The sequence below is a fragment of the Lelliottia amnigena genome (assembly GCF_019047465.1).
GTDB lineage: Bacteria > Pseudomonadota > Gammaproteobacteria > Enterobacterales > Enterobacteriaceae > Enterobacter > Enterobacter amnigenus.
The window spans coordinates 2,075,531-2,091,834 of sequence record NZ_CP077236.1 but is presented as its reverse complement, the minus strand read 5'-3'; the positions used below and the strand labels follow the sequence as shown (position 1 = coordinate 2,091,834).

General features: G+C 52.5%; 15 protein-coding genes and 1 riboswitch. Of the genes, 9 read left to right on the top strand and 6 right to left on the bottom strand.

The window, feature by feature from the left end; translation table 11 throughout:
- Window positions 1–130 precede the first annotated feature (130 nt).
- From I6L74_RS09805 to nudC, 4 genes are read right to left on the bottom strand one after another with little or no spacing between them, the layout of a single operon-like run.
- Complete coding sequence (locus I6L74_RS09805; RefSeq protein ID WP_011915476.1) at window positions 131–721, bottom strand: YjaG family protein; 591 nt, start codon at window positions 719–721, stop codon at window positions 131–133.
- A gap of 41 nt (window positions 722–762) precedes the next feature.
- Entirely contained in the window at window positions 763–1,434 is a 672-nt protein-coding gene (gene nfi / locus I6L74_RS09800) for a deoxyribonuclease V (protein ID WP_059180764.1), read from the bottom strand.
- Window positions 1,435–1,443: 9 nt separating this feature from the next.
- A complete protein-coding gene (hemE, locus tag I6L74_RS09795; protein WP_059180765.1) occupies window positions 1,444–2,508 on the bottom strand; it encodes a uroporphyrinogen decarboxylase in 1,065 nt (354 codons plus the stop codon).
- Window positions 2,509–2,552: 44 nt separating this feature from the next.
- Complete coding sequence (nudC, locus tag I6L74_RS09790) at window positions 2,553–3,329, bottom strand: NAD(+) diphosphatase (RefSeq protein WP_059180766.1); 777 nt, start codon at window positions 3,327–3,329, stop codon at window positions 2,553–2,555.
- A gap of 96 nt (window positions 3,330–3,425) precedes the next feature.
- Here nudC and I6L74_RS09785 point away from each other — a divergent pair, with 96 nt between their 5' ends.
- From I6L74_RS09785 to thiH, 7 genes are all read left to right on the top strand, one after another.
- A complete protein-coding gene (locus tag I6L74_RS09785; RefSeq protein ID WP_059180767.1) occupies window positions 3,426–3,923 on the top strand; it encodes an Rsd/AlgQ family anti-sigma factor in 498 nt (165 codons plus the stop codon).
- 101 nt (window positions 3,924–4,024) lie between these two features.
- Window positions 4,025–4,133: riboswitch (TPP riboswitch) on the top strand.
- Window positions 4,134–4,298: 165 nt separating this feature from the next.
- Entirely contained in the window at window positions 4,299–6,191 is a 1,893-nt protein-coding gene (gene thiC, locus I6L74_RS09780) for a phosphomethylpyrimidine synthase ThiC (RefSeq protein ID WP_059180768.1), read from the top strand.
- Entirely contained in the window at window positions 6,191–6,826 is a 636-nt protein-coding gene (gene thiE / locus I6L74_RS09775; protein WP_059180769.1) for a thiamine phosphate synthase, read from the top strand. The genes thiC and thiE overlap by 1 nt, the downstream gene beginning before the upstream one ends.
- Entirely contained in the window at window positions 6,819–7,574 is a 756-nt protein-coding gene (locus I6L74_RS09770; protein ID WP_059180770.1) for a HesA/MoeB/ThiF family protein, read from the top strand. The genes thiE and I6L74_RS09770 overlap by 8 nt, the downstream gene beginning before the upstream one ends.
- On the top strand, window positions 7,558–7,758 hold the full coding sequence (gene thiS / locus I6L74_RS09765) for a sulfur carrier protein ThiS (RefSeq protein WP_059180771.1): 201 nt from the start codon (window positions 7,558–7,560) through the stop codon (window positions 7,756–7,758). The genes I6L74_RS09770 and thiS overlap by 17 nt, the downstream gene beginning before the upstream one ends.
- A 1-nt stretch (window position 7,759) precedes the next feature.
- A complete protein-coding gene (gene thiG, locus I6L74_RS09760; RefSeq protein WP_059180772.1) occupies window positions 7,760–8,530 on the top strand; it encodes a thiazole synthase in 771 nt (256 codons plus the stop codon).
- On the top strand, window positions 8,527–9,660 hold the full coding sequence (gene thiH / locus I6L74_RS09755) for a 2-iminoacetate synthase ThiH (protein ID WP_059180773.1): 1,134 nt from the start codon (window positions 8,527–8,529) through the stop codon (window positions 9,658–9,660). The genes thiG and thiH overlap by 4 nt, the downstream gene beginning before the upstream one ends.
- A 268-nt stretch (window positions 9,661–9,928) precedes the next feature.
- Here the strand turns inward: thiH and cspE are convergent, their stop codons facing one another.
- A complete protein-coding gene (cspE, locus tag I6L74_RS09750) occupies window positions 9,929–10,141 on the bottom strand; it encodes a transcription antiterminator/RNA stability regulator CspE (protein WP_011915465.1) in 213 nt (70 codons plus the stop codon).
- A 1,179-nt stretch (window positions 10,142–11,320) separates the two neighbouring features.
- Between cspE and I6L74_RS09745 the strand changes: the two genes are divergently transcribed.
- The gene (locus I6L74_RS09745) at window positions 11,321–11,629 is read left to right on the top strand and encodes a PTS sugar transporter subunit IIB (RefSeq protein WP_011915464.1); all 309 of its coding nucleotides are present in this window, start codon (window positions 11,321–11,323) and stop codon (window positions 11,627–11,629) included.
- Window positions 11,630–11,947 (top strand): PTS lactose/cellobiose transporter subunit IIA, encoded by a 318-nt coding sequence (locus I6L74_RS09740; RefSeq protein ID WP_011915463.1) that lies wholly within the window; start codon window positions 11,630–11,632, stop codon window positions 11,945–11,947.
- A gap of 71 nt (window positions 11,948–12,018) precedes the next feature.
- Here I6L74_RS09740 and rpoC read toward each other — a convergent pair whose 3' ends face one another.
- Window positions 12,019–16,242, bottom strand: coding sequence for a DNA-directed RNA polymerase subunit beta' (gene rpoC, locus I6L74_RS09735; RefSeq protein ID WP_059180774.1), 4,224 nt, complete (start codon window positions 16,240–16,242; stop codon window positions 12,019–12,021).
- Window positions 16,243–16,304: the final 62 nt, after the last annotated feature.

Here is a 16,304-nt window from a genome sequence, read left to right as displayed (position 1 = left end):
CAAAAAAGCACTCTCCTGCATACACGCACCGATAGCCACTTTTTTTCGCCCCCCAAATGTAGACCAGACGGGGGGCAGAAGGGAAGAGTAGAGGTGCGACAAAACAGGCGTTAAATCACGTTTTATTGTCTCACTGGTTAAAAATTATACCAATATTACTCTCACCCGCCTCGCGTAAGTCCGCGCGCAGGCCTTTTATCAGTTCAATATCGCGTTCTTCGCAGTCGGCCAAAAGTCGGAATATTTCCCACTGAATGTCCCATTCTTGTTCAACAGCAGGGTTCACTCTCAGCTCTTCATCGGTCATTTCACGACCTTCCTGCGTCATTTCCAGCATCGCAACGGTGGTAATCGACGCCTTACTCACTTCGATGGCGTGCTCCAGGGTTTCACCGCTTAAACGCGAATGCACCAGTTCACTCAATGCCACGCAGGCGTCGATCGCTGGATAGACACCATACATATCGTAGTCATCCGCCGATGGGATCGCCTCTTCCAGCTTTTCGAGCTGGGAGTCAAAGTTCACCTTCGCGTCTTTAACCGTCAGTGTTTCCCAGATCAGGTCGAGAATACGGCGATAAATCTGGCCTTCACCAAATTCGGTTTCCTTGCAGAACGTCGCATAATTGGGATACATGCGCTCGCACAGGCAAGCCATAAAGGTGACATGCTGCCAGCTTTCCAGCTTCTCAAGGCGCAGATGAATCGGGTTTTGTAACATGATGATGTCTCGAATCGGAAATTAGCGGCAGTTTACCTGAATCAAGGCTGAATTTCCTGCCAACGAATAAAAGCCGGGCGCGCCGATGCGACCGCATCAGCCCAGCGCGTCGGCTCTGGTAAACGGTAACCTTTCATACAACGCTGCACCCACGCAAGCGCACTGTCTGTGCTCACGCGATGCCCTGTCGCCACGAACAGCGGATTGCATCGTGCTTTGCTGCGCCAGACCCACGCCAGCTGTTCGCCTTTATCCATCAACGGTGCCAGCGCGCCCGGCTCAGCAGAAAGTGGCTCAAATTTCCCACACAGGCGCTTTTTCGCCACGCCAATTGTCGGGACATCCACCAGCAAACCAAAATGGCTGGCCACGCCCAGACGACGAGGATGGGAAATCCCATGACCATCAACGAACAGCAGATCGGGTTTTTGCGAGAGTTGTTCCCACGCTGCCAGCAGCGCGGGATATTCACGAAAGGAGAGAAAGCCAGGAATGTACGGCATGGTGGTGGCGATTCGCGCCACCTTATATTCAACCAGTTCCAGCGAGGGATACGTCAACAGCACCATCGCCGCTCGCGTCACGTCACCACCCTGCTCAAATCCCACGTCGGCGCCGGCGATCAACTGCGGCGGATCCTTATCCAGACCATCCTCACGGATCACTGACGAGGCAAGTTCGATTTGCTGAGCGCGTAACGACGCGAGATCCATAACAACTCCTTACAGATGATACTGGGCAGAATGTCGGTGCACCGCCTCCACAAACGCGCCAGCGTGCTCTGGCGGTACATCCTGATGAATTCCGTGACCCAGGTTGAAGACGTGACCTTCGCCCTGACCGAAACCTGCAAGTATAGACGCAACCTCTTCTTCGATACGTGCAGGCTGAGCGTAAAGCATAGACGGGTCCATGTTGCCCTGCAGCGCGACGGTGTCGCCCACGCGACGACGTGCGTCGGCAATATCAGTGGTCCAGTCAAGGCCCAGCGCATCGCAACCGGTGGCCGCCATGGCTTCCAGCCATTGTCCGCCGCCTTTGGTGAACAGCGTTACCGGCACACGACGACCTTCATTTTCACGTAGCAGGCCATCGATAATTTTGTGCATGTAATAGAGAGAGAACTGCTGATAATCGCGCCCGGTGAGCACGCCGCCCCAGGTATCAAAGATCATCACCGACTGCGCGCCCGCTTTAATCTGCGCATTGAGATACAGCGTGACGCTTTTCGCCAGCTTATCAAGCAACGCGTGCAGGGCCAGCGGCTCGGCATACATCATCTTTTTAATAACGGTAAAGGCTTTGCTACTGCCGCCTTCAACCATATAGGTCGCCAGCGTCCATGGGCTACCGGAAAAACCAATCAGCGGTACTTCGCCTTTTAGCTCGCGACGAATGGTGCGTACCGCGTTCATCACGTAACCCAGTTCATCTTCAGGATCCGGAATCGGCAGCTTATCAATATCGGCTTTGCTCTTAACAGGAGACGTAAAGCGCGGACCTTCGCCCGTTTCGAAATACAGCCCAAGCCCCATGGCATCCGGGATAGTCAGGATATCTGAAAAAAGGATCGCCGCATCAAGCGGGAAACGGCGCAGTGGCTGAAGCGTCACTTCACAGGCCAGCTCCGCATTTTTGCACAGCGACATAAAATCGCCCGCCTGCGCACGCGTAGCTTTATATTCCGGAAGATAGCGGCCTGCCTGGCGCATCATCCACACCGGGGTAACATCAACGGGTTGGCGCAGCAGCGCACGCAGATAACGATCGTTCTTCAGTTCGGTCATTTTGCAGGTTCCTTAAGCATCTTGCCGCTAGTGTATCACGTCATTCAGGCTTCATAGTCGGCCCGACACATTGCCACGGTATCTTCTATCAGGCGACGCGCCACGGTGCCCGGTGGCGGTAACAGCGGTAAATTGTCGTAGCGATACCAGTTTGCTTCCAGCAACTCTTTCGGGTCGATAACGATCTCGCCGCTGTCATAGTCAGCCATAAAGGCCGTCATCAGTGACATCGGGAAGGGCCACGGTTGAGAGGTAACGTAACGCAGATTTTTGACTTTAATCCCGCTCTCTTCCATCACTTCACGCGCGACGGTTTGCTCAAGCGTTTCGCCGACCTCAACAAATCCAGCCAGTACCGTGTGAATACCATTCCGGTGGCGGACATGCTGCGCCAGTAAAATCGAATCATCACGACGAATAGCAACGATGATGCACGGTGCAATTTGCGGGTAATAGCGCTCACGGCAGTGGCTGCACAGTAGCGCCCATTCGGTTTTACTTGGATGCATAGGATGACCGCAATAACCGCAGAACTTATGCGAACGGTAGAATTCGGCTAACTGCACCCCGCGTCCGGCCAGCTGAAACAGCCCCGCATCATGATCCATCACCTGACGTACCGATCCCATATCCTGACGGCGATTCTGTTGGATCAACCACACAGCATCGCCCTGCCATTCACCGATCTTTAATGCCGATTGCCCCACAAGATCGAATTGCCCGGCTTCGCCGTAAGGTAACTCTCCGGCGGGCAACCATAATTTTTGCTCATGGCTGACGATCCACCAGCCACGATCTAATTTTTCAATTATACGATCCATATCTATTGCACTACCTTCGCTTCACAGGCATGTTGATAACAATATTCTTACAAATTTAGGCGGGCAGCTTTTAACCTTAACCTTGCGGAGTCAAACATGCTAAACCAGCTAGAAAGCCTGACAGAGCGCGTTGGAGGAAGTAATAAATTGGTCGATCGCTGGCTGCACGTGCGTAAACAATTGCTTGTTGCCTACTATAATCTGGTTGGCATTAAGCCTGGCAAAGAATCCTATATGCGCCTGAATGAAAAAGCGCTGGATAATTTTTGTCAGAGTCTGGTGGATTACCTTTCCGACGGCCATTTCAATATTTATGAACGTATTATCCGTGAAATGGAAGGAACGAATCCGTATTTAGCGGCGACAAAACTCTATCCGCAGCTGGAAGCGAACACCCAGCAGATTATGGATTATTACGACTCCGCGCTCGAAAACGCGATCGACCAGGATAACTATCTGGAATTACAGCAGGTGCTGTCCGATCTGGGCGAAGCCCTGGAAGGGCGATTTACGCTGGAAGATAAGCTGATTGCCCTCGTGCTGGACCACAATTTGAAAGCCAGTAACGAAGATAACGTCGCGCGACCTGCTTGAGTTATTAATCGTTAACGCGTAGTTTACAAACACGACCCTCTCTGGAGGGGCATTACACGAAATTTTTCACGCTGCTTTTTGGACAGATGAAGAATACGTGTAAATTCTTGTCGGAGTGCCCAGTGCGTAAGCCGGGCTGAGACCGTTAATTCGGGATCCGCGGAACCTGATCAGGTTAATACCTGCGAAGGGAACAAGAGTCAAAACCCATTACACAAAACCATTCAAGTTGCATCTCCCCAGGAGCTTACCGAGTAAGTGACTGAGGTGAACGAAGGCAGCCAGCGCAGAGGCCGCTTGAGTGATGAAGTGTAATCTCCTCTTGGTTCATCCGTTGTCTGACAAGCCACTTCCTTTACTTTTATGGAATGAGCTATGTCTGCAAAATTGACCCGCCGCGAACAGCGCGCACAAGCACAACACTTCATCGATACGCTCGAAGGCACTGCTTTCCCGAGCTCAAAACGCATTTATATTACCGGTTCACAGGCTGATATCCGCGTGCCCATGCGTGAGATCCAGCTCAGTCCGACGCTTCTCGGCGGCAGCAAAGAAAATCCGCAGTTTGAGGATAACGAAGCGGTCCCGGTGTATGACACCTCCGGCCCCTATGGTGATACCGACGTTGCCATCAACGTTCAACAAGGGCTGGCAAAACTGCGCCAGCCCTGGATTGACGCGCGTAATGACACCGTGGCGCTCACCGTTCGCAGTTCCGCATACACTCAAGAACGCCTTGCAGATGAGGGGCTTGATGAACTGCGCTTTACCGGTCTGCTGACGCCAAAACGTGCGAAATCAGGAAAATGCGTCACGCAGCTGCATTATGCCCGCCAGGGTATTGTGACCCCGGAAATGGAATTTATCGCGATTCGCGAAAATATGGGCCGTGAACGTATTCGCAGCGAAGTGCTTCGCCACCAGCATCCGGGTGAAGGTTTTGGCGCGCGCCTGCCGGAGAACATCACGCCCGAGTTTGTCCGTAACGAAGTGGCAGCAGGTCGCGCCATCATCCCCGCCAATATTAATCACCCAGAATCTGAACCAATGATTATTGGCCGTAATTTCCTGGTGAAAGTTAACGCCAATATCGGCAACTCCGCCGTGACGTCATCCATTGAAGAAGAGGTCGAGAAGCTGGTGTGGTCTACACGCTGGGGGGCAGACACGGTCATGGATCTCTCTACCGGGCGCTACATCCACGAAACCCGCGAGTGGATTTTGCGAAACAGCCCCGTTCCTATCGGAACCGTGCCGATCTATCAGGCACTGGAGAAGGTCAACGGGATCGCGGAACATCTGACCTGGGAAGCGTTCCGCGACACGTTACTTGAGCAGGCGGAACAAGGCGTTGATTACTTCACCATTCACGCAGGCGTACTGCTGCGCTACGTCCCGATGACCGCCACGCGTCTGACCGGAATTGTCTCGCGCGGGGGCTCTATCATGGCGAAATGGTGCCTGTCACATCATCAGGAAAATTTCCTCTACGAACACTTCCGCGAAATTTGCGAAATCTGTGCGGCCTACGATGTATCTCTTTCGTTGGGCGATGGGTTGCGTCCTGGCTCCATTCGCGATGCCAACGATGAAGCGCAATTTGCCGAGCTGCATACGCTGGGCGAACTGACCAAAATCGCGTGGGAATATGACGTGCAGGTGATGATCGAAGGTCCAGGCCACGTCCCGATGCAGATGATTCGCCGCAACATGACCGAAGAGCTGGAGCACTGCCACGAAGCGCCGTTCTATACGCTGGGGCCGTTAACGACGGATATCGCGCCGGGCTACGACCACTTCACCTCAGGCATTGGCGCAGCAATGATCGGCTGGTTTGGCTGCGCGATGCTCTGTTACGTCACGCCAAAAGAACACCTGGGCTTACCCAACAAAGAAGATGTCAAACAGGGATTAATTACCTATAAAATTGCCGCTCACGCCGCTGACCTGGCGAAAGGCCATCCGGGCGCGCAAATCCGCGATAACGCCATGTCTAAAGCGCGCTTTGAATTTCGCTGGGAAGATCAGTTTAACCTCGCGCTCGACCCCTTCACCGCACGCGCGTATCACGACGAAACCCTGCCGCAGGAATCTGGCAAAGTGGCGCACTTCTGTTCCATGTGCGGACCAAAATTCTGCTCGATGAAAATCAGCCAGGAAGTGCGCGATTACGCCGCGAAACAGGCTATCGAAGTGGGTATGGCCGATATGTCAGAAAACTTCCGCGCGAAAGGTGGTGAAATCTACCTTAAAAAGGAGAAGGCATAATGTATCAGCCCGATTTTCCCTCCGTCCCCTTTCGCTTAGGTCTTTACCCCGTAGTAGACAGCGTGGCGTGGATCGAGCGGCTGCTTCAGGCGGGCGTTAAAACGCTCCAGCTACGCATCAAAGATAAACGCGATGAAGACGTTGAGACTGACGTGGCACATGCCATAGCGCTGGGGCGCCGTTATGGCGCTCGCTTGTTTATCAACGATTACTGGCGACTGGCCATTAAGCATCAGGCGTATGGCGTGCATCTGGGCCAGGAGGATCTGGAAACCACCGATCTCATCGCCATCCGCAACGCCGGTTTACGCCTGGGCGTTTCGACACATGACGATATGGAGATCGACATGGCGCTGGCGGCACGACCGTCCTATATCGCGCTCGGACATGTTTTTCCGACGCAAACCAAGCAGATGCCCTCCGCGCCGCAGGGTCTTGAGCAACTGACTCGTCATATTGAACGACTGGCAGATTACCCGACCGTCGCCATCGGTGGCATTAGCCTTGAACGTGTCCCTGCGGTACTGAAAACCGGCGTCGGGAGTGTTGCGGTGGTCAGCGCGATTACTCAGGCTTCAGACTGGCAGGTAGCCACAGCACAGCTATTGCAACTGGCAGGAGCGGGCGATGAATGACAGTGACTTCATGCGTTATAGCCGCCAAATCATGCTGGACGATATCGCCATCGACGGGCAGCAAAAATTGCTCGCCAGCCGGGTACTGATTATTGGTCTTGGCGGTTTAGGTGCGCCGGCGGCGCAATATCTGACGGGGGCGGGGATTGGAACGCTGGTATTAGCTGACGATGACGATATCCACTTAAGCAATTTACAACGGCAAACCCTGTTCACGATGGACGATCTCGGTCAGTCAAAAGCAGAGGTGACAAAGCAGCGGCTCGCCAGACTGAATCCTGATATTGAGCTTGTCGCCTTGAGGGAAAAACTCGCAGGCGAAAGCCTTCGCCACGAAGTTGATCGTGCCGACGTGGTGCTGGATTGCACCGACAATATGGCCACACGTCAGGCGATAAACGCGGCTTGTGTTGCCCTCAACACACCGTTAATTACCGCCAGCGCAGTGGGTTTTGGCGGACAGCTCATGGTGCTGACGCCACCGTGGACGCAAGGCTGCTATCGCTGCCTGTGGGCTGATGACGATGAGCCCCAGCGTAACTGTCGCACGGCCGGTATTCTCGGCCCGGTGGTCGGCGTGATGGGTACCTTGCAGGCGCTTGAAGCCATCAAACTGCTGAGCGGTATGGAAACCCCACGCAATACGCTGCGGCTTTTTGATGCTCGCGTCGGGGGCTGGCGGCAACTGGCGTTACAACGCGCCAGCGGATGCCGTGTCTGCGGGGGACATCATGCGAATTCTGTTTAACGACGAACCGATGCAGTGTGTGGACGGGTTAACCATCGCCACACTGCTTGACCAGTTGCAGCAGCTAAAACCTGGCGTGGCGCTGGCACTTAACCAACAGGTCCTGCCGCGCGAGCAGTGGGAGCTTCAGCAGGTGCGCGACGGCGATCAGATCCTGCTTTTTCAGGTCATTGCGGGAGGGTGAGATGCTACGTATTGCTGATAAAACCTTTGATTCACATCTATTTACCGGTACAGGAAAATTCGCCTCTCCACAGTTGATGGTAAACGCCATCCGCGAGAGCGGCAGCCAACTGGTGACGCTGGCGATGAAGCGCGTGGATCTGCGTAATCATAACGATGCCATTCTTGCGCCACTGCTTGAGGCCGGTGTGACCCTGCTGCCCAATACGTCTGGTGCAAAGACCGCTGAAGAGGCGGTCTTTGCCGCACAGCTGGCACGCGAGGCGTTGGGCACGAGCTGGCTGAAGCTCGAAATCCATCCGGATGCGCGCTGGTTAATGCCCGATCCTATCGAGACGCTGAAAGCCGCTGAGCTGCTGGTCAAACAGGGATTTACCGTTTTGCCTTACTGCGGCGCAGACCCCGTTTTGTGTAAGCGCCTCGAAGAAGTGGGCTGCGCGGCGGTCATGCCGCTCGGCGCACCTATCGGTTCAAACCAGGGGCTGGAGACCCGTGCGATGCTGGAGATCATTATCGAACAGGCCACTATTCCGGTGGTGGTGGATGCCGGTATCGGTGTGCCAAGCCACGCGGCACAGGCGCTGGAGATGGGAGCAGACGCGGTATTGGTCAACACCGCGATTGCGGTGGCTGACGATCCGCTGATGATGGCGCGTGCCTTTCGTCTGGCGGTAGAAGCCGGTGTATTGGCGCGGCAATCAGGGCCAGGGTCTCGCCGAACGCAGGCGCAGGCCAGCAGCCCGCTAACCGGATTTCTGGAGGCGTACTCATGAGCACCTTTGTCGAACGCTGGCGACAACTCAATTGGGATGAGATCCGCCTGCGGATCAACAGCAAAAAACCTGCAGATGTCGAGCGTGCGCTGCATGCGCGCCACCCCACCCGCGAAGACATGATGGCGCTGCTCTCCCCCGCTGCCAGCGCTTATCTGGAACCCATGGCACAACGTGCACAGCAGCTGACCCGCCAGCGATTCGGCAATACGGTCAGTTTTTACGTGCCACTCTATCTTTCCAATCTCTGCGCCAACGACTGTACCTATTGCGGCTTTTCGATGAGCAACCACATCAAGCGTAAAACCCTTGATGAGGTCGAGATCGCCCGTGAGTGTGCGGCGATCCGCGAAATGGGGTTTGAGCATATTTTGTTAGTAACGGGGGAGCATCAGGGAAAAGTCGGAATGGACTATTTTCGGCGTCATTTCCCGGCTATTCGCGGCCAGTTCGCTTCATTGCAGATGGAAGTCCAGCCGCTGTCTGAGGACGAATATGCCGAACTTAAAACGCTAGGGCTGGACGGTGTGATGGTCTATCAGGAGACCTATCACGAAAAAATATACGCTCAGCATCACCTGAAGGGAAAAAAACAGGACTTCTTTTTTCGCCTGGAAACGCCTGACCGGCTCGGGCGGGCGGGAATTGATAAAATCGGCCTTGGCGCGCTGACGGGGCTGTCAGACAGCTGGCGGGTTGACAACTATATGGTGGCGGAGCATCTGCTATGGCTACAGCAACATTACTGGCAGAGCCGTTACTCGATCTCTTTCCCTCGTCTACGTCCTTGTACTGGCGGTATCGAGCCGGCATCGATCATGGATGAACGACAGTTGGTGCAGGCTATTTGTGCCTTTCGTTTACTGGCACCGGATGTGGAACTATCGTTATCAACGCGGGAAGCGCCCGACTTTCGCGATCGGGTCATTCCGTTGGCGATTAATAACGTCAGCGCGTTTTCGAAAACTCAACCGGGCGGCTACGCCGATGATCATCCTGAGCTGGAGCAATTTGCCCCTCATGATGGCCGTCGTCCTGAAGATGTTGCAAAGGCGCTTACGGCACAAGGGTTACAGCCGGTGTGGAAAGACTGGGATAGCTGGCTGGGGCGCGCCTCGCAGCTTCGTTGAAACGCTGTGCAACGACGCGGAAATTTGACAAAGCGGCTCGTAATACCGTGAGCAAGTGATTGTCGGACGACGTGCGATTTTTTACTCTTATGCCGTCAGCAACGGATGCTGACCAGGGCGAAAAGCTCTTCCTCGTTTCGCCCTGCCTTCACATGATGGATGCCAGAAACGAAAAAACCCGCCATGGCGGGTTTTTTATTCACTATCACTTATCTGCTCAGGCTCTGGCCTTCATCGCTATTGTAAGCGTTAGCGAGATTATCGGCGATTACAGCGCGATAACGTTAACCGCTGACGGGCCTTTAGCGCCGTTCTCGATTGAGAACTCCACTTTCTGGCCTTCGTCTAAGGTTTTGAAATCGCTGCTCTGAATCGCTGAAAAATGTACGAATACATCTTTGCTGCCATCCTGAGGAGTGATGAAGCCAAAACCTTTTTCTGGGTTAAACCATTTTACTAAACCAGTCATTTTGTTAGACATAGATATTTCCTTTCTTATTTGAGAGCCACTCACGCGGCGAATTTGGCCTGTTTTTCAGAATTTAACTTATGCGGCACTTAGGAGGAGGCTCATGAAGAAGGGGTATCCAGGATAACGCTTGAACTGAGGACTGCTTTACTAAAACTGCTTTCATAAGGTCTGTGTTCCAAACCGATGACGCATAGTAGGCTTGGTTTGATTTATTAAGCAAGGATTAATTTTCAACTGTTCTGGAGGCGTAAAACGAAAAGCTGCTGACAAGCGAAGCGAAAGACGCGTTTTAGAAAGGCTGGATCTTATTGAATCTACAGATAAAAGCCCTGACCGTTGCAGCCAGGGCTTTTATGGTACTACTAACTTCAGATTTAACATTAATTGACTTAATAGTATTTACTGCTAATGGTACTGCTTTTAAATGTACACGTTTATTACAGATAATATTGGATACTGATACTAACTAATAGGCTCCTCTATTTACCGTTATACATATCCCGTCGGCCTGATAAAAGAACTCAAGGGCGACGACTTAAACAAGTACACTCCCCATCGCGACATATACTCTTTGATGCGTGGCCTTACTGCCGTTGCGACATTCTCTCAAAAAACATCGCAAATAGTACTAAAAAACATAGCCTTACATCGTCGCGCTTTATTCACTACTTTGCGATTTCATCTATCAACTACATGGCCTTTAAAGCATTAGCGAAGCAAGAATATTGGTTCATCTCACGTCGACTATCCCAAACAACAATACTTCGTGGCCTTCATCGCAATCCCCAGTAATACTCAACTTATACTTCCTGGATAAACAGCAAAATACTTTCTCTCTGCTGTTGAGTACTAAGTTACGCACTTCCAAAATCAAGTCAATACTGTTTTTAATAACATGTTTTTTTTGACAGTAGTCATCAAATTATTCATCCGGGCGAATTTCATAGAGATTTTTGATAAGAGTCACAACAGATAAAGACACGGCATCGAGCACCCACTTTCCCGTGACTAACCCACCTTAGGCCATGCCCACAGCTGAAGAAAAATTTCATATCGCGCTAAAATTGAAACCGGTTTCATTCAATTCCGATTTCTTTGTGATGCCTGACACACAATCGGGGTAAAGCGGTTGTTGAAGCCGTCTGCACGGGATAATTATCATTAAACACATATAGATCGAGGCTGACTATGAAGAATATCGTTTTGTGTTGTGCTGCGGGAATGTCTACCAGCATGTTGGTTCAGCGTATGAAAGACGCCGCGCAAAAAAAAGGCGTTGAAGTCACTATCAAAGCCGTTCCGGTTGCAGAGTTTAAAGACTATATCGCCACAGCCGACATCGTATTACTGGGGCCACAGGTAAAATACGAACTGGCAAAACTTCAGGCTCAGGCTGAACCGCTGGGTAAACAGGTCGCGGTGATCGATATGATGGATTACGGCATGATGAAAGGTGATGTCGTCCTTGAAAAAGCGCTTAAACTGCTGGAGCAATGAATGGAAGATTTAGAAACAACCATCATGGAGTTGCTGGTAAACGCCGGCGCTGCGCGCAGTGCTGCGCTGACGGCACTGCAACTCGCACGTAAAGGCGAGTTTGACGAAGCCGAAAAAGCGATGGAAGAGTCGCGCGAATATGTCAAACATGCGCACGTTATCCAGACACAGCTTATTGGGTTGGACGAGGGAACAGGAAAACTTCCGGTAAATTTGATTACCGTCCACTCTCAGGATCACCTGATGAATGCGATGGTGATTCAAGATTTGGCAGGTGACATGATCGAACTCTATCGCCGGTTGCCGCTTCTGAAGTAACCCTTTTCTCCCTTTTTTGTCAGACATAAAAAAACCCGCCGAAGCGGGTTTTTTATTAGCTCAAAGCACGATTAATCGTTATCAGAGCCGCCCAGACCTGCGTTCAGCAGTTCTGCCAGGCTTGCAGAAGCATCTTCCGCAGTGACCTGAGGTGCAGCTGGCAGTTCGCCCGCAGCACGACGACGCATACGATCCTGGTGATACGCATAACCCGTACCCGCTGGGATCAGACGACCCACGATAACGTTCTCTTTCAGACCGCGCAGTTCATCACGTTTGCCCGCAACAGCAGCTTCGGTCAGGACACGAGTGGTCTCCTGGAACGATGCAGCAGAGATGAAGGACTCGGTTGCCAGAGACGCTTTGGTGATACCCAGCAAGTCACGGGAGAACAACGCCGCCACTTTGCCATTCGCTTCCAGATCGCGGTTCGCAATCTTGACGCGAGAGTATTCAACCTGCTCGCCTTCCAGGAAGTCGGAGCTTCCAGCGCTATCGATGGTTGCTTTACGCAGCATCTGACGAACGATAACTTCAATGTGTTTATCGTTAATCTTAACGCCTTGCAGACGGTAAACGTCCTGTACTTCGTTGGTGATATAACGCGTTACCGCGTGTACGCCACGAAGACGCAGAATGTCGTGTGGAGCTTCTGGACCATCGGAAACCACATCACCACGTTCTACACGTTCACCTTCAAACACGTTGAGCTGACGCCATTTTGGAATCATCTCTTCGTAAGGCTCGCTACCGTCTAACGGAGTGATAACCAGACGACGTTTGCCTTTGGTTTCTTTACCGAAGGAAATGATACCGGTAATTTCCGCCAGGATTGCAGGCTCTTTCGGACGACGTGCTTCGAACAGGTCAGCAACGCGTGGCAGACCACCGGTAATATCTTTGGTACCACTGGATTCCTGAGGAATACGTGCCAGAGCGTCACCCGCACTGATCTGGATACCATCTTCCAACTGAACAATCGCTTTACCTGGCAGGAAGTACTGAGCAGGCATATCGGTGCCTGGGATCAGAACATCATTACCGTTGGCATCAACGATTTTCAACGCTGGACGCAGATCTTTACCGCCCGCGGTACGTTCTGCAGAATCCAGAACAACCAAGGAAGACAGGCCGGTCAGTTCGTCGGTCTGACGAGTAATCGTCTGGCCGTCGATCATATCGGTGAAGCGAATGAAACCACTCACTTCGGTGATAACTGGCATGGTGTGTGGATCCCAGTTTGCTACGGTTTCGCCGCCTGCAACCTGCTCGCCATCGCCTTTGCCCATTACCGCACCGTAAGGCACTTTGTAGCTTTCTTTGGTACGACCAAATTCGTCGATCAGCTTCAGCTCGGTGTTACGAGAAGTCACTACCAGTTTACCGGCAGAGTTCACAACAGACTTCGCGTTGCTGAGCTTGATGCTACCTTTGTTTTTCACCTGGATGCTGGATTCAGCAGCAGAACGAGATGCCGCACCACCGATGTGGAACGTACGCATCGTCAGCTGTGTACCCGGTTCACCGATGGACTGTGCCGCGATAACCCCGATTGCTTCACCTTTGTTGATGATGTGACCACGAGCCAGGTCGCGACCATAGCAGTGTGCACAGACGCCAAAGTCAGTTTCGCAACCTACAACGGAACGTACTTTCACGCTATCAACAGAGTTGAGTTCTAACAGGTCACACCATTGCTCATCGAGCAGGGTGTTACGTGTTACCAGGATATCAGCCGTACCCGGCTTGATGATATCTTCAGCCGTTACACGACCCAGAACGCGGTCGCGCAGTGGTTCTTTAACGTCGCCACCCTCGATAACCGGAGTCATCAGGATGCCTTCGTGAGTTCCACAGTCATCTTCGGTCACAACCAGATCCTGCGCGACGTCAACCAGACGACGAGTCAGATAACCGGAGTTAGCCGTTTTCAGTGCGGTATCGGCCAGACCTTTACGCGCACCGTGCGTGGAGATGAAGTACTGGAGTACGTTCAGACCTTCACGGAAGTTCGCGGTGATTGGCGTTTCGATGATTGAGCCATCTGGCTTAGCCATCAGACCACGCATACCTGCCAGCTGACGAATCTGTGCTGCTGAACCACGCGCACCGGAGTCGGCCATCATGTAGATGCTGTTGAAGGAAACCTGCTGCTCTTCTACGCCGTCACGGTTAGTGACGGTTTCAGTTTGCAGGTTATCCATCATCGCTTTGGATACACGATCGTTCGCCGCTGCCCAGATATCGATAACTTTGTTGTAACGCTCACCTGCGGTTACCAGACCAGACTGGAACTGCTCCTGAATCTCAGCAACTTCCGCTTCCGCTTCAGAGATGATCTCAGTTTTCTTGGCTGGGATGACCATGTCATCGATACCAACGGAGACACCTGAACGCGCTGCATAAGCAAAGCCGGTGTACATCGTTTGGTCAGCAAAGATTACCGTAGGCTTCAGACCCAGAATACGGTAACAGGTGTTCAGCATTTTGGAGATTGCCTTCTTGCCCAGCGCCTGGTTGACGATAGAGTAAGGCAGACCTTTCGGTACGATCATCCACAAAATCGCACGACCTACGGTAGTGTCGATAATGCTGGTTTTAGCAACGAACTCGTCGTTAGCATCTTTTTCGTATTCAGTGATACGCACTTTGACGCGCGCATGCAGTGAGGCCAGACCTGCGCGATAAATACGCTCAGCTTCTTTAGGGCCAGACAGCACCATGCCTTCGCCTTTAGCGTTAACACAGTCACGGGTCATGTAGTACAGACCCAATACAACGTCCTGAGACGGAACGATGATTGGCTCGCCGTTCGCAGGTGACAGGATGTTGTTGGTAGACATCATCAGCGCACGCGCTTCCAACTGAGCTTCAAGCGTCAGTGGGACGTGTACTGCCATCTGGTCACCATCGAAGTCGGCGTTATAAGCCGCACAAACCAGCGGGTGCAGCTGGATAGCTTTACCTTCGATCAGTACTGGCTCAAATGCCTGGATACCCAAACGGTGCAGAGTTGGTGCACGGTTCAGCAGTACCGGGTGTTCGCGGATAACTTCGTCCAGGATATCCCAAACGACAGCTTCTTCACGCTCAACCATCTTCTTCGCAGCTTTAATGGTGGTAGCAAGACCACGCAGTTCCAGCTTGCCGTAGATGAACGGTTTGAACAGCTCCAGTGCCATTTTCTTCGGCAGACCGCACTGATGCAGACGCAGGTATGGACCTACGGTGATAACAGAACGACCAGAGTAGTCAACACGCTTACCGAGCAAGTTCTGACGGAAACGACCCTGTTTACCTTTGATCATATCGGCCAAAGATTTCAGAGGACGTTTGTTAGAACCTGTAATCGCACGACCACGACGACCGTTATCCAGCAGGGCATCAACGGCTTCCTGCAGCATACGTTTTTCGTTACGTACGATGATGTCAGGCGCAGCCAGGTCGAGCAGGCGTTTCAGACGGTTGTTACGGTTAATGACGCGACGATACAGATCGTTCAGGTCAGACGTCGCAAAACGACCACCATCCAGCGGAACCAATGGACGCAGATCTGGCGGCAGAACCGGCAGAACCGTCAGGATCATCCACTCTGGCTTGTTACCAGACAGGACAAACGCTTCCAGCAGTTTGATACGCTTGGTCAGTTTTTTACGCTTGGTTTCGGAGTTAGTTTCGTTCAGCTCCTGACGAAGCTGCTCGCACTCTTGCTCCAGATCCATGTTTTTCAACAAGGCCTGGATCGCTTCCGCACCCATCTTCGCGTCGAATTCGTCACCGAACTCTTCCAGCGCGTCCAGATACTGTTCTTCGGTCAGAATCTGATTACGTTCCAGATTCGTCATACCGCCTTCGATAACCACATAAGATTCGAAGTACAGAACACGTTCGATATCGCGCAGCGGCATATCCAGCAGCAGGCCGATACGGGACGGCAGAGATTTCAGGAACCAGATGTGAGCAGTCGGAGACGCCAGCTCGATGTGACCCATGCGTTCACGACGCACTTTAGTCTGGGTCACTTCAACGCCGCACTTCTCACAGATCACACCACGGTGTTTCAGGCGCTTGTACTTACCGCACAGGCACTCGTAGTCTTTTACTGGCCCGAAAATACGCGCACAGAAAAGGCCGTCACGCTCAGGTTTGAACGTACGGTAGTTGATGGTTTCCGGCTTCTTAACTTCACCGAAAGACCATGAACGGATCATGTCTGGCGAGGCCAGAGCAATTTTGATCGCATCAAACTCTTCGGTTTTAGTCTGCGCTTTCAGAAACTTTAATAAATCTTTCACGGATTTGCTCCCGTCGGAGTTAGCACAATCTGGTGCCGGGTATTACGCCGGCACCAGTGACC